Origin of the sequence: Pseudomonas mandelii, assembly GCF_900106065.1 — a bacterium.
GTDB classification, from domain to species: Bacteria; Pseudomonadota; Gammaproteobacteria; order Pseudomonadales; family Pseudomonadaceae; genus Aquipseudomonas; species Aquipseudomonas mandelii.
Genome location: NZ_LT629796.1, coordinates 1,808,120 through 1,831,580 on the forward strand (window position 1 = coordinate 1,808,120; position 23,461 = coordinate 1,831,580).

At 59.9% G+C, this 23,461-nt stretch carries 16 protein-coding genes and 1 pseudogene; 8 read left to right on the top strand and 9 right to left on the bottom strand.

Annotation, left to right across the window (positions count from 1 at the left end; all coding sequences use genetic code 11):
* Positions 1–92: 92 nt before the first annotated feature.
* Together BLU63_RS08110 and BLU63_RS08115 are read right to left on the bottom strand one after the other, a co-directional pair.
* Positions 93–662 (bottom strand): lipocalin family protein, encoded by a 570-nt coding sequence (locus BLU63_RS08110; RefSeq protein WP_010464533.1) that lies wholly within the window; start codon positions 660–662, stop codon positions 93–95.
* A gap of 31 nt (positions 663–693) precedes the next feature.
* Positions 694–948: a hypothetical protein gene (locus tag BLU63_RS08115; protein WP_010464535.1), complete on the bottom strand. Its 255-nt coding sequence runs from the start codon at positions 946–948 to the stop codon at positions 694–696.
* Positions 949–1,245: 297 nt separating this feature from the next.
* Here BLU63_RS08115 and BLU63_RS33755 point away from each other — a divergent pair.
* Positions 1,246–2,268 (top strand): annotated as a pseudogene (locus tag BLU63_RS33755) (HAMP domain-containing protein); the annotation flags it as partial.
* A 93-nt stretch (positions 2,269–2,361) separates the two neighbouring features.
* Entirely contained in the window at positions 2,362–3,126 is a 765-nt protein-coding gene (locus BLU63_RS33760; protein ID WP_370655188.1) for a methyl-accepting chemotaxis protein, read from the top strand.
* Between the two features lie 116 nt (positions 3,127–3,242).
* Here the strand turns inward: BLU63_RS33760 and BLU63_RS08125 are convergent, their stop codons facing one another.
* The 5 genes from BLU63_RS08125 to BLU63_RS08145 all read right to left on the bottom strand — a co-directional run bounded on the left by BLU63_RS08125 (position 3,243) and on the right by BLU63_RS08145 (position 12,823).
* Positions 3,243–3,845, bottom strand: coding sequence for a DUF924 family protein (locus BLU63_RS08125; RefSeq protein WP_077747597.1), 603 nt, complete (start codon positions 3,843–3,845; stop codon positions 3,243–3,245).
* A gap of 3 nt (positions 3,846–3,848) precedes the next feature.
* Positions 3,849–4,859, bottom strand: coding sequence for a class 1 fructose-bisphosphatase (locus BLU63_RS08130; protein ID WP_010464542.1), 1,011 nt, complete (start codon positions 4,857–4,859; stop codon positions 3,849–3,851).
* Positions 4,860–5,131: 272 nt separating this feature from the next.
* Positions 5,132–6,505, bottom strand: a complete 1,374-nt coding sequence (locus BLU63_RS08135; protein WP_083375243.1) for a DUF3999 domain-containing protein — start codon at positions 6,503–6,505, stop codon at positions 5,132–5,134.
* Positions 6,502–10,101: a DUF2339 domain-containing protein gene (locus tag BLU63_RS08140; protein WP_083375244.1), complete on the bottom strand. Its 3,600-nt coding sequence runs from the start codon at positions 10,099–10,101 to the stop codon at positions 6,502–6,504. The genes BLU63_RS08135 and BLU63_RS08140 overlap by 4 nt, the downstream gene beginning before the upstream one ends.
* A gap of 271 nt (positions 10,102–10,372) precedes the next feature.
* A complete protein-coding gene (locus tag BLU63_RS08145; protein WP_077747594.1) occupies positions 10,373–12,823 on the bottom strand; it encodes a glycogen/starch/alpha-glucan phosphorylase in 2,451 nt (816 codons plus the stop codon).
* Positions 12,824–13,079: 256 nt separating this feature from the next.
* Here BLU63_RS08145 and BLU63_RS08150 point away from each other — a divergent pair, with 256 nt between their 5' ends.
* Complete coding sequence (locus tag BLU63_RS08150; RefSeq protein WP_083375245.1) at positions 13,080–13,523, top strand: YkgJ family cysteine cluster protein; 444 nt, start codon at positions 13,080–13,082, stop codon at positions 13,521–13,523.
* 209 nt (positions 13,524–13,732) lie between these two features.
* Here the strand turns inward: BLU63_RS08150 and typA are convergent, their stop codons facing one another.
* Both typA and thiI read right to left on the bottom strand, forming a co-directional pair.
* A complete protein-coding gene (gene typA, locus BLU63_RS08155; protein WP_010464551.1) occupies positions 13,733–15,553 on the bottom strand; it encodes a translational GTPase TypA in 1,821 nt (606 codons plus the stop codon).
* 139 nt (positions 15,554–15,692) lie between these two features.
* Positions 15,693–17,147: a tRNA uracil 4-sulfurtransferase ThiI gene (thiI, locus tag BLU63_RS08160; protein WP_077747593.1), complete on the bottom strand. Its 1,455-nt coding sequence runs from the start codon at positions 17,145–17,147 to the stop codon at positions 15,693–15,695.
* A 330-nt stretch (positions 17,148–17,477) separates the two neighbouring features.
* Here thiI and glnA point away from each other — a divergent pair, with 330 nt between their 5' ends.
* The 5 genes from glnA to ntrC all read left to right on the top strand — a co-directional run bounded on the left by glnA (position 17,478) and on the right by ntrC (position 23,068).
* Complete coding sequence (glnA, locus tag BLU63_RS08170) at positions 17,478–18,884, top strand: glutamate--ammonia ligase (protein ID WP_010464555.1); 1,407 nt, start codon at positions 17,478–17,480, stop codon at positions 18,882–18,884.
* Positions 18,885–19,191: 307 nt separating this feature from the next.
* On the top strand, positions 19,192–19,701 hold the full coding sequence (locus BLU63_RS08175) for a DUF4124 domain-containing protein (protein ID WP_042932447.1): 510 nt from the start codon (positions 19,192–19,194) through the stop codon (positions 19,699–19,701).
* Positions 19,698–20,318, top strand: a complete 621-nt coding sequence (locus BLU63_RS08180) for a DUF4124 domain-containing protein (protein ID WP_083375246.1) — start codon at positions 19,698–19,700, stop codon at positions 20,316–20,318. Before BLU63_RS08175 ends, BLU63_RS08180 begins: the two co-directional genes overlap by 4 nt.
* A gap of 231 nt (positions 20,319–20,549) precedes the next feature.
* Positions 20,550–21,635: a nitrogen regulation protein NR(II) gene (gene glnL / locus BLU63_RS08185; RefSeq protein WP_010464561.1), complete on the top strand. Its 1,086-nt coding sequence runs from the start codon at positions 20,550–20,552 to the stop codon at positions 21,633–21,635.
* Positions 21,632–23,068 carry a nitrogen regulation protein NR(I) gene (gene ntrC / locus BLU63_RS08190; protein ID WP_010464563.1) on the top strand — a complete coding sequence of 479 codons (1,437 nt, stop codon included), beginning with the start codon at positions 21,632–21,634 and terminating at the stop codon, positions 23,066–23,068. Before glnL ends, ntrC begins: the two co-directional genes overlap by 4 nt.
* Positions 23,069–23,461: the final 393 nt, after the last annotated feature.

Consider the following 23,461-nt stretch of genomic DNA (forward strand, 5'->3'; position numbering starts at 1 on the left):
CTCGCGACAGGGCGATCAAATTCAACAGAAGTGTTGACTGATACTCCGCTATCGCGAGCAGGCTCGCTCCCACATTTGTTCTTTACTAGCCGTCAGTTCGAGGTCTTGGCCATCTGCGTATCCGACGCGCGCCAGATCAGCCGCGTAGTGTCGTAGCCTTGCTGACGCGCCTTGCTCAGCAGTTCTTCACGCACTACACCGTTGACCGTCGGCGTGCGCGACAGCAGCCACAGGTACTTGCGGCTCGGGTCACCGACGATGGCGGTCTTGTAATCGTCGCTGACGTAAAGCACCCAGTATTCCCCCTTCGCCACACCTGGCAGCAAGCGCGAGAACCAGGTATCGAACTCGACCCACAACTTGTCGGTCTTGCCCGGCACTTGTGGATAAGCCGTGCCCTTGGCCTCTTCCCATTGCCAGTCCGCCGTCAGGCAGCGGTTCAGCACCTGCACCTTGCCGTCAGGATTGAGCGTGTAATGGGCTTCGGATTGTGCGCAGTTGCGTTGGAAATACATCGGCAGGCGGGCCAACTCGTACCAGGTGCCCTGGTATTTCTTGAGATTGACGCTGTTGACGGTTTTCGGCGCCAACGGATCTGTGCCAGAAGTGGCGCAGCCGGCCAATACCAGGCCGGCAAAAAGGAGTATCAATAACCGCTTCATTGTTTTTCTCCCGTGGGCGCGTAGCCCCGGATTACTTCAGGCCTTGGCCGGAAAACATCAGTACTTTGTCACCGGCGTACTGCACGCTGATAAAGCTGTTCTTGTCACCCCAGGTGCAACTGGACATACCGAGCGCGCCCGAGCAATCAGTGGCTTTACCCAACAAGGCTTCAACCTCTGCCTTGGGCATGCCGGCCGACAGTTTCGAATAGTTTTCCTGATTGACCTTGCTGCATGCGGCCAACAACACGCAGAACGAGAGCAGGGCGATAGAACGCAGCGACATGGTGTAGCTCCTGGGGCGAGGGGGGAATGGCATGGCTGCCAAGCAGAAGCTTAGAAGAGAAAACCCCCATCTGGTTCCCCGACCGCCCGGCTATTTATCGGGCCGCTCGTCTGCCTTTTTTCGAAAAATCAGCAACTTTCCTGCGCCGCTGAGTATTTCATCGGTTTTCGCAAAAACACGCCTAATCTTTGGCGCTGGCCAGTCGACATAGAAGCAGCGCAAAGCCCTCGACTGTGGCAAATTGACGCCCCCTCGCTGACCAGCCCCTCCGCGGTAGTGCACTTAATGACCAGAAACATGAAATTCAGCCACAAGATCCTGCTGGCAGCCGCCCTCGTGGTCGCTGTTGCGTTCGCCTGCTTCATCCTGTTCAACGACTACCGTCAGCGCCAGACCTTGCGCAGCAGTACCGAATCCTCGATGCAGGAACTCGGCAGCCTGACCACCCGCAACATCCAGACCTGGCTGGAAAGCCGCATCCAGTTGCTGCAATCGTTGTCCCAGCAGATCACAGTGGACGGCAGCACACCCGCCAGCCTCAAACGCGCCATCGACTTGCCGGCCTACACCGGCAACTTCCAGCTGAGCTACTTCGGTGGCACTGACGGCGTGATGTTCTCGATCCCGGCGGGCAATCGTGCGGCAGACTACGATCCTCGCGCACGTGGCTGGTACAAGGCAGCCAACAGCGCGCAACAGACCATCGTCACCGAACCGTACATCGCCGCCTCGTCCGGCAAACTGGTGATCACCGTGGCCACGCCGGTGCAGCATCAGAGCCAGATGATCGGCGTCGCCGGTGCGGACATCGACCTGTCGAGCGTCAGCGCAATCATCAACTCGCTGAACTTCGGCGGTCACGGCCACGCGTTCATCGTCAGCGCCGACGGCAAGATCCTGATCCACCCGGACAGCAAACTGGTGCTCAAGAGCCTCGCCGAGGCCTACCCGAACGGCGCACCAAAAGTCAGCCCGGGCATGAAAGAAGTCGAGCTCGACGGCAAGACCCAGTTCATCTCCTTTACCCACGTCAACGGTGTGCCCTCGGCCGACTGGTACGTGGCGTTGGTGCTGGACCAGGACACCGCGTTCTCGATGCTCAGCGAATTCCGTACCTCGGCGATCATTGCCATGGTCATCGCCGTAGTCATCATCATCGCGTTGCTGGGCATGTTGATCAGCTTTCTGATGCAGCCGCTGCTGACCATGGGCCGCGCCATGCATGACATCGCCGAAGGCGAAGGTGACCTGACCAAACGCCTGACCATCCACGGCCACGATGAATTCGGTGCCTTGGGCACCTCGTTCAACCGCTTCGTGGAACGTATTCACACCTCGATCCGCGAAGTGTCCTCGGCCACCGGCCAGGTCAACGAAGTCGCCTTGCGTGTGGTTGCCGCGTCGAATTCGTCAATGTTCAATTCCGATCAGCAAGCCTCGCGCACCAGCAGCGTGGCTGCAGCGATCAACGAACTGGGCGCTGCAGCCCAGGAAATTGCCCAGAACGCCGCCCTCGCCTCCCAGCATTCGAGCGATGCCCGCGCGTTGGCCGAAGAAGGTCAGCAAGTGGTGGATAAAACCATCGCGGCGATGCAGCAGCTCTCGGCGAAGATCAGCGATTCGTGCGGCAACATCGAAACGCTCAACAGCAACACGGTGAACATCGGGCAGATTCTGGAAGTGATCACCAGCATCTCGCAGCAAACCAATTTGCTGGCATTGAACGCCGCCATCGAAGCTGCCCGCGCCGGTGAAGCCGGACGTGGTTTTGCCGTGGTTGCGGACGAAGTGCGCAACCTCGCCCATCGCACTCAGGATTCGGCGCAGCAAGTGCAAAAGATGATCGAGGAACTGCAAGTCGGCGCCCGGGAAGCGGTGAGCACCATGACCGACAGCCAGCGCCAGAGCGAAAGCAGCGTCGGCATCGCCAACCAGGCCGGTGAGCGTCTGGGCAGCGTGACCCAGCGTATTGGGGAGATCGACGGGATGAACCAGTCCGTGGCGACCGCGACTGAAGAGCAGACCGCTGTGGTGGAGTCGATCAATGTCGACATTACCGAGATCAATACCTTGAACCAGGAAGGGGTGGAGAACTTGCAGTCGACATTGCGTGCATGTGCGGACCTTGAGCAGCAGGCGGCACGGTTGAAGCAGTTGGTGGGCAGCTTCCGGATTTAAGCGGCTTTCACTGGCCCCATCGCCAGCAGGCTGGCTCCCACAGGGGATTGTGAACGACACAAACCCAATGTGGGAGCCAGCCTGCTGGCGATGGCGGCATCAGCTACAGCAGAAAACTAAAAGCGAGAACCAGGCCCGGAAAGAAACGCCAGCTCTTCAGCCGTAGACTCCCTTCCCAACACCGCATTCCTGTGCGGAAACCGCCCAAACCGCGCAATCACCTTCTGGTGCTTTTCGGCGTAATTCAGGTAATCGGTAAACAAAGCCTGATCACCCTCCGGTTGTTGTTTAACCAGATCGATGTACCGCGAAACCGCCTCGTTCTGCACCGCCAGATTCTCGCAATGTTCAAACACCAGGTAGATAAACACCCGCTGAATCGGCCGCAACTGCCGATCGAAATCCGCAGCAATGCCTTGCGCCACCAGCGCCTGAGCCCTGAGATCGCCTGAAAAGGATTTGGGGGTGTCGCGAAAGATCATTCGCGGGAGCTGATCGAGCAGCAGCACCAAGGCCAGCCAACCTTCGGGGCGTTGCGCCCATTCAGTCAATCCGCCGGCCAGTGCCTGCTCGACCCAGTCCCCGAAACGCGTCTGCGCTTCGAGGTCCTGGCTGTCGCGCTTGCCGAACCATAACTTGCCCTTGTCAGCCGCTATGTCTTGGGGGGATTCGAAGGTTCCGAACCACCACTCGAGCAACGGCTGCCAGGGCGCGGTCATGGTTTATTCCTTGTGGTAAGCCGTGACGCGTTCGACTTCTTCTTTCGAACCGAGGAACACCGCAACACGCTGGTGCAAGCCCTCAGGCTTGATGTCGAGGATGCGCTGATGGCCATCGGTGGAAGCGCCGCCAGCCTGCTCAACCAGGAACGACATCGGGTTGGCTTCGTACATCAGACGCAGTTTGCCCGGCTTGGACGGCTCGCGGTTGTCGCGTGGGTACATGAACAGACCGCCACGGGTCAGGATACGGTGTACGTCGGCAACCATCGCCGCGACCCAGCGCATGTTGTAGTTCTTTTTCAGCGGGCCTTCATCGCCAGCCAGCAATTCGTCGACATAACGTTGTACCGGCGCTTCCCAGTGACGCTTGTTGGACGAGTTGATCGCAAATTCCTGCGTGGACTCCGGGATCGTGATGTCTTCATGGGTGAGCACGAAGCTGCCCATTTCACGGTCCAGGGTAAAGCCCTTCACGCCATTGCCCAGGGTCAGCACCAGCATGGTCTGTGGACCGTAAATCGCATAACCGGCGGCAACCTGCTGAGTGCCTGGCTGCAGGAAGGCCTTTTCGTTCAAAGGCTCGTTCTGGGTCAGGTATTCGTTCGGGCAACGCAGCACCGAGAAGATCGTACCGACCGGCGCGTTGATGTCGATGTTCGACGAACCATCCAGTGGGTCGAATACCAGCAGGTACGCGCCTTTCGGGTATTTGCCCGGGATCTGGTAGGCATTATCCATTTCTTCGGATGCCATGCCGGCCAGGTGACCGCCCCATTCGTTGGCTTCGAGCAGGATGTCGTTGGACATCACATCAAGCTTCTTCTGCACTTCGCCTTGGACGTTTTCAGTGCCCATGCTGCCCAGAACGCCGCCCAGGGCGCCCTTGGACACGGCGTGGCTGATTTCCTTGCAAGCACGCGCCACCACTTCGATCAGGAAACGCAGATCGGCAGGGGTGTTGTTGCTACGGGTCTGCTCAATCAAATAGCGACTCAGGGTAACGCGGGACATGGAAGGCTCCGGTGGAATTGGGGGCTAAAAACCCGCGCAGTTTAACGCGAGTCGAGGCGCATTTCCTCCTATCAGACGTGATACGCCCAATAGAGTTCATGCGCGGGGTTGAGCGTAGCCGTAAATGAACTCTATGGCGGCGAGGGAGCTTGCTCCCGTTGGGGTGCGAAGCGGCCCCCTGAAGCATTCGCCGCCATTTGTCCGAGAACATGCAGCCGCAGAAGTTACGACTGCTTCGCAGCCGAACGGGAGCAAGCTCCCTCGCCACAGATTCAGGGTTTAACGGGGGGCTTGCGCAGCAAACTGAACGCCATCGCTGCGAGAAACAGCACGCTCAGCAGCAACACACCCCACAACCCGAACTTCTTCCAGTCCGTGTCCGCTGACGCGGCCGCAGTCACCGTGGAGGAGTTGCTCACCACCGCCGCACCCTCCACCGAAGCCTTGCCCAGCGCCGCCCACTTGGCCGCGCTGTAATCCGGGATCAGCGTCGACAACGGCAGGTTCGCCGCCCTCACCGTCGCACTCCCCAGCGCCAGCGTATAAGGCCCCGCCCCACGCGCCAGGAACACCAATTGCGTCGAGCGCACAGCAAACTTCAACGTCGGCGCTTCAGCACCCAAGCCACCGCCGCGCTCATCCACGACCAGCTTCAACTGCTGTACGGTTTGCCCCGACAGCTGCAATTCGTTCTGCACCACGTCCTGGCCACTCTGGGTCAGGCGATAGAGCAAACCGCTGGTCAGCGGCTGCCACGGCAGGCTGCTTTCGCGACGACCGGACAACGTCACCGGCGCCAGGCTGTTGGGCTGACTCAGCTCGACCTGAACCCGCTCGACATTCAGCCCCATCGGCAACTGCCAGGTGTACTCTCCCGCCTTCACGCTGCTGCCCGCCAGCGGCTGCGACCAGACCAACGGCAGCGGCAGACTGCGGGGACTCGCGCTTTGCAGCTGCGCAGACGTCAGCGTCGGTGCCAATTGCGGTGAATTCCACAGCAGGCGCAGATAACGCGCCGATTGCCCCGGCAAGCCGACTTCATGCTGCTCGACCCGTTCATCGGCAAACGTCAGCCGCGCCACCTGGCCTTCGCCCCACGACTGCCAATGCTGCAAGTCGTCGCTGGCCTCGATGGTGAAACGCTGAAAGCCATCGCGCTCGCTGGTCCAGTCGAGGATCAACTGCTGCAACGGCGCCTTGATGGCGCTGGCGTCGAGCAACCAGCCGCGTAGCACTTCTTCGCCCGCCTCCAGCTGACTCGACGGTTGCACTTCGACCAACGTGCCGTTCGCGCTCGATTGCACGCGGATGCCCGGCGCACGCTCCGTGGCGTCCGCCGAGGTGTACAGCGGGAACCATTTCACGTCGGTCAGCGTGCGATTTTCCCGGGTTGACGCCGCCTCGCGAGCCAAGGCGTAGGCCTGGGCCTCACCGGCAGCGTTGAACACGCGAACATCGCTGAGGTCCGTTTGCCGCGCATTGAGTTGCACGCTCAAGGGCAATTCGAGGCGATACCAAGGCCCTTCGCCGCTCACCGACAACGGCACGTGCGTGGCAAAGTCCGCCGGTTTTTCCTGAGCGCTGGCGGACAGCGCCACACCCAACGCAACAGCGCCCAACCAGCCCAGGTTCAACTTCTGACTCAAGACGACACTCCTTCGGTTTCAGGGGCCGGCCTTTCAGCGTCGGCTCCGCCTTGGCGCGCAGCCTCGGCGCGCTTGGGCGGCAGCGGCGCGAAATAGCCCACCACCAGCAGCAACACGCCGACGCCGATAAACGACACAATCCGCGCAAGGCCGCCACGGTTACTCAGTTCGACAAAGAACAGTTTGGCCACCACCACGCCAATCAGCGCGGCGCCGATCAGCCAGACTTCACGGCGATGACGCAGATGGCCGCCGATCATCAGGCTCAGCGCCATCAGGGTCCAGACAATAGACAGCCCCGCCTGCACCAGCATCGATTCAAGCAACGCATCGAGCTCGAACGGCACACCGCCCCAATGGTGCGCGGTGCGCATCACCAGTGCGGTGAAGAACGCGAACAGCGAGACCCCGGCGATCAGTTGCGTGGCGTGCGCTATGTAAACTTTGCGAATCGCCAGTTGCGTCACGGCGCTGCGGGACCAGACGTAGACGCCGAACAGCGCAAACAGCAGACCCAACTCCAACGGATTGACCAGCGGCACATAGGGCAGCGGCTCGGCCGTGCCGTCGCTGACGATATTCGCCAGCCAGAACCAGCCGAGCATCAGCAGCGCCAAAGGTGCCGCCGCATAAAAACGGTACTCGCGTGGATACGCCGAAACAGGCCAAGGCCCATTGCGTGGCGCCGCCATCAGCACCAGATACAGACTCGGCAGGATCGCCCAACCCAACCAGCGCCAGGCGTTGTACTGCTCGGACAACAGCAGCAAACCGTAACGCAGCTCCAAGGCCAGCACACCGATCAACAGCCAGCAGCCGAGCACATGAGCGGTGCTCAGGGCACGCGCCGGCAACATCGGCGCCAAGCGTCGCAGGGAGATGAAATGCACGACGAACACGGCCGCCCACACCAGCCAACCGAAATTGGCCGCCGGGTGATATCGCGAGTGCCACGCGGCGAGCAGTACCAGACCGGCAGCGGGCATCAGCAAGGTGCAAAGCAGGCCCAGCGACGACCAATTCAAGCGCAGCGCCAACACCGCCCACAGCGCCACGCTCAAGGCGGCAACCGCCAGCAACAAGGTTGCTTGCAGATTCAGCGGTGCAAAACGCAGCACTTCACTGATCCACGCCAGCGCCCACCAGCCTGCGCCCCACACCAGCAACACTTCGGACAAACGCTGCAAGCTCAGCACATCAAACGCCGAGGCATGGTTGCCAAGTTGCAAGCGCCACGCTCCGACCATCGCGGCCAGGCCCAACACCAGCGGCGTCCAGAAACCGCTGTGGGCCAGAGGTTTCAACCCTTCGCTGGCCAGCGGCCCGAGCAGGTCCGGCCCCGCGAACAGGAACGCCGCGCCGCCAATCAACTGCAAAAGCAAACCGAAGACAAAACTCACGCGCTGCTTGAGGTACAGGCTCAGCCAAATGATGAACAAGCCACTGGCCGCCCACACCGCACTCGCGGTCTGCCAGGGCAGCACGAACAGCACCGCCAGATTGATCAGCACCAGACCCGCCAGCAACACCACCGACAAGCCGCGCAGCAGCCGGACATCGCTGCGCACCATTTCATCACGCGCGGCGAGCAACATGCCGGCGATCAGCGCGAGGCCGATCAAAGACGCACTGAGCAAACCGCTCCAACCCGCGCTAAACACGGCGCCAGACTCACCGCTGGAACCTTGCAAGCGCAGCAGGAACAGCGCACCGCCGAGCAACTGGACAGCAAACGCGGTGAACAGGAACGTACGCGATTGCAGGCGCAAGCCGACAAACAACGTCGCCAACCCCGCCAACGCCCAGCTGATCGCGGTGCCGTGGGTCAGGAAGAACAATGGCGCCAAAAGATAGAGGAAGGTCAGGCCCAGGCAAGCCAACACCGGCCGCCCTTTGCGCTCCCATTCCGATGTCTGTTCGAGCAGGGCTTTGCGCAATTGATAGAAGCTGAACAACAACGCCACGCCGAGCATCAACGCGCCCAGCGGAGCGCCGTCGAGCAAACTGCCGTCGCCGATGCGCAATTCGCTGACAAACGCGATGGCCGAGCCCAGTTGCAGCAGCAAGGCAAACGCACGAGCCAGCGGTCGTTGCTGACGCAGGCCGAGCCAGAAAATGCCCGCGCCCTCGACGGCCCAAGCGGCGGCCGTCCAGCGCGCGTCGAGCCCCAGCGGAATCGCGAGGCTGGCGAAGATCACGCCCAGCGCCAAACAGGTTTCCGCGAGCAGCAATGCGCGGCCGCCCATCAGGAAACGCGCCAGGCCCATGTAGATCATGCCCAAGGCCAAGGCACTGAACGCTGCGGCAAACTCCAAATGCTGAACCAGCGCGAACTGCAATCCGAAGCCCACCAGCGGCGGGCCGAACAGCATCGTGCCGTCGACGTAATCGCCCTTGCGCGCCGACCAGCGCAGCAGCGCCTCGCGGCTATCGTCCTCGGGGGCGTCGCTCATCTCCAGCAGCTTGCGACGGGCAAACAGCAGGCCGATGGCCAGGTACATCAGGAAGAACAGCACCAGGAACGGTTCGGTGCTCCACAGCAATTCCGGTGTGTAGGAGCGCAGGCCCCAGGCGAAACCGATGCCGAAGGTGCCGACGAAACCGATCAGGTTCAGCAGTCGCCAGGCCTTGAACCAGGCGATGGCGAGGATGCCGGCGTTGAGCAAGGCGAAGTAGCTGAACAGCGCGACGTGGTTGCCGGCCCCGGTGGAAGTCAGGATCGGTGCCGCGAAGCCGCCGAGTGCAGCGGCCGCGGCCAGGCCCAACGCATCCTGGGTGATGGCGAGAATCGCCGAGAACACCGTGACCGCGACCAGCAGCCCCAGGGCGGCGCTTGGATCGAGCAGCGGGTGCAGGCGCATCGCGGCAAACACCGTCAGGTACAACACGGCGATGCCGGTGCCTTGCAGCATCAGCGCGTAATTGCTGTTGCGTGTCCTGAGCCACCAACCCAGACCAAGCAGGCCCAACGCAGCGGCCGCAACCCCGGCGTAACGCAGTTCGATCGGCACCACCATGCCTTCGGTGGCATACCGCAGCAAGAACGCCAGACCGAGGAACAACAGCACCACGCCGACCCGCAGCACGGTGTTGCCGCCGAACAGCCAGTTGCGAGCGCCGCTGATGGCCCGCTCGATGAAGCTCGGGCCACGCGGGACGGCGGGTTGTTGCGGTTCGCGGGTAACAGGCTCGGGTTTCCAGACATCGTCGGGCAGCGGACGGCTGGTTTGCGCCGGCGTTGCGCTCATCGTCTCGAGTTCGGGCGGAAGATCCCAGATCAGCTCGGGGGTTTCGACAGGAATGTCATCGAGGGTGAAGTCAGGCGACGGAGCGGCTTCGCTGGCAACCGGCTCGCTGGTTTCAGGCGTTGTGACGCCCGGCACCTCCAACAATGCCAGGCGTTGCTGCACGCCATTGAGCGCAACCTGCGCCTGCTCCAGCAGACGACGTTGCTCGGTCGCTTCTGAATCCAGGCGGCCGATACGAATGGCCTGCCCTACTCCCAACCCGAGCAGCGCACCCAATAGCGCATCGCTGAATGACTCATCGAGTATCCAGCCCAGCACCAGCCCAATCAGCATGAACATCCATTGCATGGTCGATATCCCTAAGCGGCCCCGCTGCGGGGCGAATCCGGGTGAAGCAGTCTCTGGCTGAGTCTAGTGTGAAACCACATAAACCTGTGGGAGCGAGCCTGCTCGCGAAGGGGCCATGACATTCAGCATTGACGTTGAATGTCAGACCGCTTTCGCGAGCAGGCTCGCTCCCACAATGGATTGCCAGTGCCTGCTGCCCGGTGAAACTGGGGCTTAGTATATCGATCAGGCCCAACAACCGCCGGGCCTTGCTCGCAATTATTGCTAAAAGTTACTCCAATGCCTTCCAGATATCCGTGGCGTACTCGCGAATGGTCCGGTCGGACGAGAACCAGCCCATCCGGGAAGTATTCAACACCGCCGAACGCCACCAGGCTTGCGAATCATGCCAATGGGCTTCCACGCGCATCTGCGCGTCCCAATAGGAATCGAAATCGGCGCAGACCAGGAAGCGGTCGTAATCGATCAGCGAGTCGATCAACCCGGTGTAACGGGCCGGATCATCCGGCGAGAACACCCCGCCGCGAATCGCTTGCAGCACGTCATTCAAACGGTGTGATGCGGCAATATCCGGCGTCGCATTGAACTCATGGTTCTGCTTGCGCGCCTCAACCTGCTGGGCACTGAGGCCGAAGATGAACATGTGCTCGGGGCCGATGAACTCGCACATTTCGACGTTGGCGCCATCGAGGGTGCCGATGGTCAGCGCACCGTTGAGGCCGAACTTCATGTTGCTGGTGCCCGAGGCTTCAAAGCCCGCGGTGGAAATCTGCTCAGACAAATCCGCCGCCGGAATGATGCTTTCCGCCAGGCTGACGTTGTAGTTGGGCAGGAACACCACTTTGAGCAGTCCGCGCACCGTCGGGTCGTTGTTCACCACCCGGGCGATGTCGTTGGTCAACTTGATGATCAGCTTGGCCTGGTGATAACTGGCCGCCGCCTTGCCGGCGAAGATCTTCACCCGCGGCACCCAGTCGATTTCCGGCTCGGCGCGAATCGCCTGGTACAACGCCACGGTGTGCATCAGGTTGAGTAACTGGCGTTTGTATTCGTGGATCCGCTTGACCTGCACGTCGAACATGGCCGCCGGGTTGACCGCGATCCCCAGTCGTTCATGAATCAGGTACGCCAGGGCTTTTTTGCTGTGCAGCCGCTGCTCGGCGAAGGCTTTGCGGAACGCAGCTTTCTCGGCAAACGGCTCCAGTTCCTTCAGGCGTGCTTCAGCGTTGTCCAACAGGTCCGGGCCGAGGGCGTCGACCATCATCGACGTCAGCTCGGGGTTGGCCTGGTAGAGCCAGCGGCGGAAGGTGATGCCGTTGGTCTTGTTGTTGATCCGCTCTGGATAGAGCTTGTGCAGTTCGGAGAACACGGTTTTGCGCATCAGCTGCGTGTGCAGCGCGGACACGCCGTTGACGCTGTGGGATCCGAGGAACGCCAGGTTGCCCATGCGCACTCGGCGGCCGTTGTCTTCCTCGATCAGCGACACCGCGCGCAGCACGTCGAAGTCGTGAATGCCTTTGGCGCGCAACGAGTCAATGTGCTGGGCGTTGATCTGGTAAATGATCTGCATGTGCCGCGGCAGCATCCGCTCCATCAAACCGACCGGCCAGGTTTCCAGCGCTTCCGGCAACAGCGTGTGATTGGTGTACGAGAGCGTGTCGACAGTGACCTGCCACGCGGCATCCCATGCCACGTCGTAGACGTCGACGAGCTGACGCATCAATTCGGCCACGGCAATCGAGGGGTGCGTGTCGTTGAGCTGGATCGCCGCGTGGTCGCCCAGGGTCAGGACCGAGGTGTGCATGTTGCGATGGCGGCGCAGCAAGTCCTGCAAGGACGCGGCGACAAAGAAGTATTCCTGTCGCAGGCGCAGTTCCTGGCCGGCTTCGGTGCTGTCCGCCGGGTAGAGCACGCGGGAGATGCTTTCTGCCCGGGCGACTTCGGCCACAGCGCCCAAGTGGTCACCGGCGTTGAAGCGCTCCAGGTGCAGATCTTCCATGGCGCGGGCACGCCACAGGCGCAGCGTATTGACGCTCGCCCCGCGCCAGCCGACCACCGGCGTGTCGTAGGCAATGGCCCGCACGGTTTCCGCCGGGGACCAGACTTGCTTGGACTTGCCGTTTTCATCGGTGACGGTTTCGACACTGCCGCCGAAGCCGATCGGGTACACGACTTCAGGCCGTTCAAATTCCCACGGGTTGCCGAAGTCCAGCCAGTGTTCGGTTTGCTCCTGCTGCCAGCCGTCGACGATGGCCTGGCGGAACAAGCCGTGTTCATAACGAATACCGTAGCCGTGGCCAGCGATGCCGAGGGTCGACATGCTTTCCATGAAGCACGCTGCCAGACGACCGAGGCCGCCGTTGCCCAGCGCCGCGTCGGGCTCCAGCAGGCGGATACGTTCCAGGTCGACGCCGAGTTCGGTCAGCGCTTCGCGGGCGACGTCGAGCAGGCCAAGGTTGCTCAGGCTGTCGTAGAGCAGCCGGCCGATGAGAAATTCCAGAGAGAGGTAGTAAACCCGTTTCTGACCTTTGCGGTAGATCTGCCGGGTGTGATCCATCCAGTGCTCGACCATGTGATCGCGCGCTGCCAACGCAATAGCTTCGAACCAGTCGTGGTCGAAGGCGTGATCCGGGTCTTTGCCCACCGCGTAGGTGAGTTTGGTCAAGACGGCATCGCGAAATGCGGCCACCTCTGCTTCGCGAACAAGTGGTTCTTGAGTCATCGATAGGACCTCGAGCGAGCGTGGAGTTGTTGAGCCTAGACGGTCTGACAGGCCGTTGGGACTCTGGTTCGGCAGTTTTTCCTGATAGTGCGAGATAGGGCGGCATTACATTGTCATGTGCCTGAATCAATGCAGGGGCCGTGCCGGATTAACGGTGTTATTTGAGCGAAGGAGAAAAAATCTGGCGAAAGGTTGTTCAAAAATCCACCAGTCCCGGTATGATCGCGCGCCCTGATGCACACGCTGGTAACAACCGATGATGAAGTCCAACCTGATCGCCGCTGCGGAGATCGATCGCCTCGATACCTGGGCCAAATATTCTGCACCGATGTGCGGCTCGTGTGTATCCAGCTGCTGCACGCTTCCGGTCGAGGTCAAGATCAAGGACCTGATCCGCATCGGCATCGTCGACGAGTTCGAGCGCGGCGAGCCGCCAAAGAACATTGCCAAGCGCTTGCAGAAGGAAGGGATCGTCGAGCGTTACAACCAGAAGTCCGAGATCTTCACCCTCCAGCGCATGAGCAACAACGATTGCCTGTACCTGGATCGTAAGAGCCGTCTGTGCACTATTTATGAAAAGCGCCCGGACACTTGCCGCAATCACCCGAAAATCGGGCCACGGCCGGGGTATTGCGCATACAAGCCTAAAGAAGTGGCGCGCGAGAGCAGCGCCAGCCGTAGGACGCTTGAGAAGTTCTGATCCGCAATCACGCTGCCGGATAGATCGCCTTCGCGGGCAAGCCTCGCTCCTACAGGTCATGCGCCGTTCTTGTGACGCGTGCAAAACCCGTAGGAGCGAGGCTTGCCCGCGAAGGGACCCGAACTGACACCGCACAAACCCCAGACAAACAAAAACGCCCCCGACCTTGCGGTCGGGGGCGTTTTTTTAGCAGCTAACTAAGTCGAGACTCAGTTACCAGCTTTCTTGGCAGCGCGGGTACGCTCGCTTTCGCCCAGGATCTTCTTGCGAAGACGGATGGACTTAGGAGTGACTTCGCACAATTCGTCTTCTTGAACGAATTCCAGAGCTTGTTCCAGGGTGAAACGGATAGGCGGAACCAGAGCGATGGTTTCGTCTTTACCCGAGGCCCGCATGTTGTCGAGCTTCTTGCCTTTGGTTGGGTTGACGCCCAGGTCGTTGTCGCGGCTGTTGATGCCGACGATTTGACCTTCGTACACGTCTTCACCGTGACCCAGGAACAGTTTGCCGCGAGCTTGCAGGGTTTCCAGCGAGTAAGTCAGAGCCTTACCGGTAGCAACCGAAACCAGCACGCCGTTTTGACGGCCGGACATGTCGCCGGACTTCATCACGTCGTAACGGTCGAAGATCGAGGTCAGGATGCCTGCACCGGAGGTCAGGGTCAGGAACTCGTTACGGAAACCGATCAGGCCACGAGCCGGGATGTTGTACTCAAGGCGCACACGGCCCTTGCCATCCGGAACCATGTTGGTCAGGTCGCCTTTACGGATACCGATCTGTTCCATGATCGAACCTTGCGATTCTTCTGGCAGGTCGATGGTCACGTTTTCGTACGGTTCGTGCTTCACGCCGTCAACCATGCGGATGATCACTTCCGGACGACCAACACCCATTTCGAAGCCTTCGCGACGCATGGTTTCGATCAGTACCGAGAGGTGCAGCTCACCACGGCCGGAGACTTTGAACTTGTCGGCGGTGTCGCCTTCTTCAACGCGCAGGGCAACGTTGTAGAGCAGTTCCTTGTCCAGACGTTCCTTGATGTTACGGGACGTCACGAACTTGCCTTCTTTACCGCAGAAAGGCGAGTCGTTTACCTGGAAGGTCATGGAAACGGTTGGTTCGTCAACGGTCAGCGGCTTCATCGCTTCGACGTTCAGTGGGTCGCACAGAGTGTCGGAGATGAACAGCTGGTCGAAGCCGCTGATGCAGACGATGTCGCCGGCAGCTGCTTCTTCAACGTCGATACGGTGCAGACCGTGGTGACCCATCAGCTTCAGGATACGACCGTTACGCTTCTTGCCGTCGGCGTCGATAGCAACAACCGGAGTGTTCGGCTTGATGCGGCCACGAGCGATACGGCCAACGCCGATAACACCCAGGAAGCTGTTGTAGTCCAGAGCGGAGATCTGCATCTGGAACGGACCTTCACGGTCGACTTTCGGCGCAGGTACGTTGTCGACGATCGACTGGTACAGCGGGGTCATGTCTTCAGCCATGTCGGTGTGTTCCAGACCGGCAATGCCGTTCAGGGCCGAGGCGTAGACGACTTTGAAGTCCAGCTGTTCTTCGGTAGCACCGAGGTTGTCGAACAGGTCGAAGATCTGGTCCAGAACCCAGTCCGGACGTGCGCCTGGACGGTCAACCTTGTTGATCACCACGATTGGACGCAGGCCGGCTTCGAAAGCCTTCTTGGTCACGAAACGGGTTTGCGGCATAGGGCCGTCTTGAGCGTCAACCAGCAGCAGAACGGAGTCAACCATCGACATTACGCGTTCAACTTCGCCGCCGAAGTCGGCGTGGCCCGGGGTGTCCACGATGTTGATGTGGTAGCCGTTCCAGTTGATGGCGGTGTTTTTCGCCAGAATGGTAATACCGCGTTCTTTCTCCTGGTCGTTGGAGTCCATCACGCGCTCGTCGTTGAGCTCGTTGCGCTCCAGGGTGCCGGATTGACGCAAGAGTTTGTCTACCAGGGTGGTCTTACCATGGTCAACGTGAGCAATGATGGCGATGTTGCGTAGATTTTCGATCACTTGTGTATCTCGATCAGAGGATTCGGTGTGCTGACAAGTCTTGGCAGCGATTAACAGTAGAGTCCGGCAAAGCCGTTACAGCTTGACGGCGGCGTCGGGGGGCCGGTGACGCAGGCCACAGGCAAACAGCCCCGGGCACTTAGCTCGGTCGATAAACGCGCACATTGGCATGCCCCTCACTGAGCAAATGGTGGGCATGCAGGCGACTCATCACGCCTTTGTCGCAATACAGCAGGTACTGGCGAGTAGGGTCCAGTTCCTTGAAACGAGCGTTCAATGCATAAAACGGCATCGTTTGTACCTCAATGCCAGCAAGGCCCAGCGGGTCGTCTTCAGCGGCATCCGGGTGACGGATGTCGATGACGATCTGACCAGCCAACGCTTCGCTGACTTCTTCGATCTGCAAGTCCTGGCCCAATTCGTCGATCACGCGATCGATCGGCACCAGTTTGGCGTTCTCGAGCGCACGCTCAAGTACTGCCATGTCGAACTGTTGTTCTTCGTACTCCACGCGCGGACGCTTGGCGTGGGTCTTGGGGTTCACCGAGATGACCCCGCAATATTCCGGCATGTGCTTGGCGAAGTCGGCAGTACCGATTTCGTTGGCCAGGTCGATGATGTCCTGCTTGTGACTGGCGATCAGCGGACGCAAGACCAGCTTGTCGGTCACGCAGTCGATCACGGACAGGTTCGGCAGTGTCTGGCTCGACACCTGGGAAATCGCCTCGCCGGTAACCAGCGCTTCGATGTCCAGCCGATCGGCAATACGGGAAGCAGCGCGCAACATCATACGCTTCAAAACTACACCCATATGACTGTTATCGACTTTCCCGAGAATTTCTCCCAGTACTTCCTCGAATGGCACACTCACAAATAACACGCGCTGGGAGCTGCCGTACTTCTTCCAGATGAAGTGCGCGACTTCCATGACGCCCAGTTCATGGGCCCGCCCGCCCAGATTAAAGAAGCAGAAATGGCTCATCAGGCCGCGGCGCATGATCTGGTACGCAGCCACCGTGGAATCGAACCCACCTGACATCAACACAAGCGTCTGTTCCAGAGCGCCCAGCGGATAACCGCCGATGCTGTTGTGCTGGCTGTGGATCACGAACAACCGTTTGTCGCGAATTTCGATGCGGACTTCGATTTCCGGCTCTTTCAGCGAGATTCCCGCGGCGCCGCACTGACGACGCAGTTGGCTGCCGACGTATTTCTCGACGTCCATCGAACTGAATTCGTGCTTGCCGGCACGCTTGCAGCGCACCGAAAAGATCTTCCCGGCCAGCGCATCACCGAAGTGCTGCTTGCACTTGGCGACGATGTCGTCGAAGTCGCCCAGCGGGTATTCATCGACTTGCAGGAAATGCGCGATGCCCGGCATGCAGCTCAGGCGCTCGGTCATCTCCTTCAGGGCCTTGGGCTCGCTGACGCGGGTTTCCAGCTCGAGATTGTCCCACACACCGTTCACCACCACAGCCGGGTCCAGGTCGCGGAGCACGGTACGGATGTTTTTGGCCAACTGGCGGATGAAACGCATCCGTACCGGGCGGCTCTTGATGGTGATCTCGGGGAAGACTTTTACGATTAATTTCATGAAAACAGCGCGCGCAGGCCCAGCCGAAAAAGGGGGGCGCGGATTATAGCGGAAATTGCTCAAGGTTTAACCAGTTAATGTGCAGAAGGTTTTGCGCGCACCAAAACAGGTCATTTGATGATTTTAACGCTACATTGTAGGGCGAGATTTTCCGCTTACAGACGCTTTGTGCCTTTATAAGCGTGATATTGGGGCAAAAAACCCATGCTGGGGCACTGGCATGCAATTTGCTCCCTTGTGAGGCAGGTTGCCTTGGCAGAGTATTCGCGCCGGCATCACCCACATTCTAAGGGCATCCACTACTAAGCCCGAAGCCACCCGGAGGACACTATGTCGAAGTCGGTTCAACTCATCAAAGATCATGACGTCAAGTGGATTGATCTGCGCTTCACGGACACCAAAGGCACTCAGCACCACGTGACCATGCCGGCTCGCGACGCGCTGGATGAAGCTTTCTTCGAAGAAGGCAAAATGTTCGACGGTTCCTCCATCGCTGGCTGGAAAGGCATCGAAGCCTCCGACATGATCCTGATGCCGGACGACAGCACTGCCGTTCTCGACCCGTTCACCGAAGAGCCGACCCTGATTCTGGTTTGCGACGTGATCGAGCCTTCGACCATGCAAGGCTACGACCGTGACCCACGTGCGATCGCCAAGCGTGCCGAGGAATACCTGAAGTCGACCGGTATCGGCGACACCGTATTCGTAGGTCCAGAGCCAGAATTCTTCATCTTCGACGAAGTGAAGTTCAAGTCCGACATCTCCGGTTCGATGTTCAAGATCTACTCCGAACAAGGTTCGTGGATGTCCGACCAGGACGTGGAAGGCGGCAACAAAGGCCACCGTCCAGGCGTCAAAGGCGGCTACTTCCCGGTTCCGCCGTTCGACCACGACCATGAAATCCGTACCTCCATGTGCAACGCCATGGAAGAGATGGGCCTGGTTATCGAAGTTCACCACCACGAAGTGGCCACTGCCGGCCAGAACGAAATCGGTGTGAAGTTCAACACCCTGGTGGCCAAGGCTGACGAAGTTCAGACCCTGAAGTACTGCGTACACAACGTGGCTGATGCCTACGGCCGCACCGCGACCTTCATGCCTAAGCCGCTGTACGGCGATAACGGTTCGGGTATGCACGTTCACCTGTCCATCGCCAAAGATGGCAAGAACACCTTCGCTGGCGAAGGCTATGCCGGCCTGTCCGACACCGCCCTGTACTTCATCGGCGGCATCATCAAGCACGGTAAGGCCCTGAACGGCTTCACCAACCCGTCGACCAACTCCTACAAGCGTCTGGTCCCAGGTTTCGAAGCGCCGGTAATGCTGGCCTACTCGGCTCGTAACCGTTCCGCTTCGATCCGTATTCCTTACGTGTCCAGCCCTCGCGCTCGCCGTATCGAAGCCCGCTTCCCGGATCCAGCAGCCAACCCGTACCTGGGCTTCGCTGCACTGTTGATGGCTGGCCTGGACGGCATCCAGAACAAGATCCACCCTGGCGACGCAGCTGACAAAAACCTGTACGACCTGCCGCCTGAAGAGGCGAAAGAGATCCCACAAGTTTGCGGCAGCCTGAAAGAAGCCCTGGAAGAGCTGGACAAAGGTCGCGCGTTCCTGACCAAAGGCGGCGTGTTCTCCGATGACTTCATCGACGCTTACATCGCTCTGAAAAGCGAAGAAGAAATCAAGGTCCGCACCTTCGTACACCCACTGGAATATGAGCTGTACTACAGCTGCTGATCCGGTAGCGCCTGCGCAAGCGGCGTGACAAAAAAGAGGCCTCCTTCGGGAGGTCTTTTTTATGCCCGCGATTCAACAACAAACGCTGAAAAAACCCTGTGGGAGTGAGACCGGCTTCCCGGCGATGGCATTTTTTCATTCAATATTGATGTTGGCTGATCCACCGTTATCGCGAGCAGGCTCACTCCTACAGGGTTTTGTTGTGTTTGGGAGATCCCTGTAAATCATGCCCGGATGTTTTTGAATTGGGTCAACCGCCCCCCCTGACCTATGCTGCACCCCAACGCTTTCGTTTCTGGTCGATTTTATGGGTCGTGGTTTTCTTCTGATGTGGCTGCTGATCGCCCTGCCTGCCGCAGCGCAGATCTATAAGTACACTGACGCCTCCGGCAACACCGCCTACAGCAATCAGCCACCCGATGGCGTCAAGGCGCAGCCGGTCGAGTTGCCACCGCTCAACAGCGTTGCGCCTCAGGCACCTCCCGCACCCGCTGCCGAAGCCAGCAACCGGGAGCCGCCGCGCAGCGCCTATGAGGTGCTGGAGTTGACCGGTTTGCCCACCGACGAAGCCCTGCGCGCCAACAACGGCACGTTCACAGTCAGCGTCCTGATCAAACCGCGCCTGCAAGCGCCGCATCTGTTCAGGTTGTTGCTTGATGGCCAACCCTATGGACAATCGAGCAACGTGCCGATCCTGCAACTGGTGAATATCGATCGTGGCGAACACAGCCTGGCGGTGCAGGTGATCGATGGCGAGCACATCATCCAGCAAAGCCCGACGCAGACATTTACCGTGCAACGGGTGCACAAGCGATGAGGATGTGGCTGCTGATCGCCTGCCTGATCGCGCTGCCGGTCACGGCCGAGGTGTTCACCTACGTCGACGCCCAGGGCAACCGGGTCTACACCGACCAGCCAGGCTCAGGCAACGCCAAGCGTGTGCCGCTGGCGACGAGCAATCGCATGTCTGCCAACCCCAGCGGGGGCGCGCCGGTGACCGCTGCGCAAAAAACCGAAGACAAACCCTTGTTCCACTACGACATGCTCCGCGTGCTGGTCCCGGAACCGGACGCTACGGTCCGTAGCAATGCCGGTGAGCTGATCGTCAGTGTCACCAATGAACCAGGCCTGCAACGAGGGCACCGCTACCGATTGCTGCTCGACGGCCAACCCACCGCCGAGCCGGGCCTCAGTCCGGTGTTTGCCCTGAGCAACATCGACCGCGGCCGCCACAACCTGTCCGTGGAAATCCTCGACGAACAGGGTCGCACCGTCGAACGCACGGCCAATCAACCCTTCCAGATGCTGCGCATCTCCCTCGCACAGAAGCGCAAGGTCAAGCCCTGCACCCTCACCGACTACGGCCAACGGCCGGAATGTCCGCTCAAAGACAAACCCGAAGAAGAAAAAAATCCCTTCCTGCGTTTCTTCTAACGCCGTTCAGCTTTGCGCACTATATTGGTGCAATAGGGTGCACCGTACCCACATCTCAACCCATTTTGGTTCGAAAGTACCCGCAAAAGCTGGCAGAACGCCACGCAAACGAGCGTCAAACGCCCGTTTCAGGCTTTAAACGCTTCTTTTCGGAGCCTTGGTTTGGTTTTTGCATTTTCCTCATATCGGCGCGTTATTCGCGCGCATGCCCTGCTCCAAAAGAGGTCCTAAATGACCATCAGTGACGCACTCCATCGTCTGCTTCTCGACAATCTGACCACCGCCACCATTCTGCTCGATGCCGAATTGCGCCTCGAGTACATGAACCCGGCGGCGGAGATGCTCCTGGCCATCAGCGGTCAGCGTAGCCATGGGCAGTTCATCAGCGAGTTGTTCACCGAATCCACCGAAGCGCTGAATTCCTTGCGCCAGGCGGTCGAGCAGGCGCACCCGTTTACCAAGCGCGAAGCGATGCTCACCGCCCTCACCGGCCAGACGCTGACCGTCGACTACGCGGTGACACCGATCCTGGCCAACGGCGCCACGATGCTGCTGCTGGAAGTCCACCCCCGTGACCGTTTGTTGCGGATCACCAAGGAAGAGGCGCAACTGTCGAAGCAGGAAACCAGCAAAATGCTGGTGCGCGGCCTCGCTCACGAAATAAAGAACCCGCTGGGCGGGATTCGCGGCGCGGCGCAATTGCTCGCCCGTGAACTGCCGGAGGAAAGCCTGCGCGATTACACCAACGTCATCATTGAAGAAGCCGACCGCCTGCGCAATCTGGTCGATCGCATGCTCGGCTCCAATAAGCTGCCGTCATTGGCCATGTGCAACGTCCACGAAGTTCTGGAACGCGTTTGTCATCTGGTCGAGGCCGAAAGTCAGGGCTGCATCACTTTGGTGCGCGACTACGACCCAAGCATTCCCGACGTCTTGATCGACCGAGAACAAATGATCCAGGCCGTGTTGAACATCGTGCGCAACGCAATGCAGGCCATCAGCAGCCAGAACGAGCTGCGCCTGGGCCGCATCAGCCTGCGCACCCGCGCCATGCGCCAGTTCACCATTGGCCACGTGCGCCATCGCCTGGTGACCAAGATCGAAATCATCGACAACGGTCCCGGCATTCCCGCGGACCTGCAAGAAACCATCTTCTTTCCCATGGTCAGCGGCCGCCCGGACGGTACCGGGCTGGGCCTGGCCATTACCCAGAACATCATCAGCCAGCACCAGGGCCTGATCGAATGTGACAGCCACCCAGGCCACACCACTTTCTCGATCTTTCTGCCCCTGGAACAAGGAGCCACATCGACATGAGCCGTAGTGAAACCGTGTGGATCGTCGATGACGACCGTTCTATCCGTTGGGTCCTGGAAAAAGCCTTGCAGCAGGAAGGCATGACCACGCAAAGCTTCGACAGCGCCGATGGCGTGATGAGCCGCCTGGCGCGCCAGCAGCCGGACGTGATCATCTCCGACATCCGCATGCCGGGTGCCAGTGGCCTGGACCTGCTGGCGCGGATTCGCGAGCAACACCCACGGTTGCCAGTGATCATCATGACTGCGCACTCCGATCTGGACAGCGCTGTCGCGTCCTATCAGGGCGGCGCGTTTGAGTACCTGCCAAAACCGTTCGACGTCGACGAAGCGGTGTCGTTGGTCAAACGCGCCAACCAGCACGCCCAGGAACAGCAAGGCCTGGAAGTCCCGGTCGCCTTGACCCGCACCCCGGAAATCATCGGCGAAGCGCCGGCGATGCAGGAAGTGTTTCGCGCCATCGGGCGCTTGAGCCACTCCAACATCACCGTGCTGATCAACGGTGAATCCGGTACCGGTAAAGAATTGGTAGCCCACGCCCTGCACCGCCATAGTCCACGGGCTGCGTCTCCGTTCATCGCGTTGAACATGGCGGCGATCCCGAAAGACCTGATGGAATCCGAGTTGTTCGGCCATGAGAAAGGCGCGTTCACCGGCGCAGCCAACTTGCGTCGCGGGCGCTTTGAGCAGGCGGACGGCGGCACGCTGTTCCTCGATGAAATCGGCGACATGCCGGCCGACACCCAGACCCGCTTGCTGCGCGTACTGGCCGACGGCGAGTTCTATCGCGTCGGCGGTCATACGCCGGTAAAGGTCGATGTGCGCATCATCGCGGCGACGCACCAGAACCTGGAAACCCTGGTGCACGCCGGGAAATTTCGTGAGGACTTGTTTCACCGCCTCAACGTGATCCGCATCCACATTCCACGGCTGTCGGACCGTCGCGAAGACATCCCGACCCTGGCCAAGCACTTCCTCAGCCGCGCTGCGCAAGAACTGGCGGTAGAACCGAAGCTGCTGAAAAGCGAAACCGAGGAATACCTGAAGAACCTGCCGTGGGGCGGCAACGTGCGTCAGCTGGAGAACACCTGCCGCTGGATCACGGTGATGGCTTCGGGTCGCGAAGTGCACATCAGCGACCTGCCGCCGGAACTGCTGAGCCTGCCGCAGGATTCGGCGCCTGTGACCAATTGGGAGCAAGCGCTGCGTCAATGGGCTGATCAGGCGTTGGCTCGCGGTCAATCGAGTTTGCTCGACAGCGCGGTACCGGCGTTCGAGCGGATCATGATCGAGACCGCCCTGAAACACACCGCCGGGCGACGTCGCGATGCGGCGGTCTTGCTGGGCTGGGGACGTAATACCCTGACGCGCAAGATCAAGGAATTGGGGATGAAGGTTGATGGCGGGGATGATGATGAGGGGGAAGAAGGCTAAGCAGCCTCTAGCTCTTCGCTGACAGTTACATCCATTCGCGGGCAAGCCTCGCTCCTACAGGTCACGCGCTAATCTTGAAATAGCGCAAACCCTGTAGGAGCGAGGCTTGCCCGCGAAGCTTTTGGGGCCAACGTGCACCGACTGAATGCACCGTGAACCGCAATCGCGCACAAAAACAAATCCAGAACCCCGCCGGTTTTCGAAATTGAACCCCTATCGAAAAAACACGAAAGCCCCGTAATACGGGGCTTTCGGCATTCCAGCGCAGCTTTCTGTTTCAACTTGTTAAAACCTGGCACGCCCCCTGCAATAGTCCATTCAGTGATTCAGTTCACTACCCGGTTTCGGGGACCTTGGTACAGGCAGGCCGGGGATTCCCCTCTTTACATCGGG

Bases quoted from the DNA above. Each gene is read 5' to 3' on its own strand.
- BLU63_RS08110 (WP_010464533.1), bottom strand. From the start codon at position 662: ATGAAGCGGTTATTGATACTCCTTTTTGCCGGCCTGGTATTGGCCGGC.
- BLU63_RS08115 (WP_010464535.1), bottom strand. From the start codon at position 948: ATGTCGCTGCGTTCTATCGCCCTGCTCTCGTTCTGCGTGTTGTTGGCC.
- BLU63_RS33760 (WP_370655188.1), top strand. From the start codon at position 2,362: ATGTTCAATTCCGATCAGCAAGCCTCGCGCACCAGCAGCGTGGCTGCA.
- BLU63_RS08125 (WP_077747597.1), bottom strand. From the start codon at position 3,845: ATGACCGCGCCCTGGCAGCCGTTGCTCGAGTGGTGGTTCGGAACCTTC.
- BLU63_RS08130 (WP_010464542.1), bottom strand. From the start codon at position 4,859: ATGTCCCGCGTTACCCTGAGTCGCTATTTGATTGAGCAGACCCGTAGC.
- BLU63_RS08140 (WP_083375244.1), bottom strand. From the start codon at position 10,101: ATGCAATGGATGTTCATGCTGATTGGGCTGGTGCTGGGCTGGATACTC.
- BLU63_RS08145 (WP_077747594.1), bottom strand. From the start codon at position 12,823: ATGACTCAAGAACCACTTGTTCGCGAAGCAGAGGTGGCCGCATTTCGC.
- BLU63_RS08150 (WP_083375245.1), top strand. From the start codon at position 13,080: ATGATGAAGTCCAACCTGATCGCCGCTGCGGAGATCGATCGCCTCGAT.
- thiI (WP_077747593.1), bottom strand. From the start codon at position 17,147: ATGAAATTAATCGTAAAAGTCTTCCCCGAGATCACCATCAAGAGCCGC.
- glnA (WP_010464555.1), top strand. From the start codon at position 17,478: ATGTCGAAGTCGGTTCAACTCATCAAAGATCATGACGTCAAGTGGATT.
- BLU63_RS08175 (WP_042932447.1), top strand. From the start codon at position 19,192: ATGGGTCGTGGTTTTCTTCTGATGTGGCTGCTGATCGCCCTGCCTGCC.
- BLU63_RS08180 (WP_083375246.1), top strand. From the start codon at position 19,698: ATGAGGATGTGGCTGCTGATCGCCTGCCTGATCGCGCTGCCGGTCACG.
- glnL (WP_010464561.1), top strand. From the start codon at position 20,550: ATGACCATCAGTGACGCACTCCATCGTCTGCTTCTCGACAATCTGACC.
- ntrC (WP_010464563.1), top strand. From the start codon at position 21,632: ATGAGCCGTAGTGAAACCGTGTGGATCGTCGATGACGACCGTTCTATC.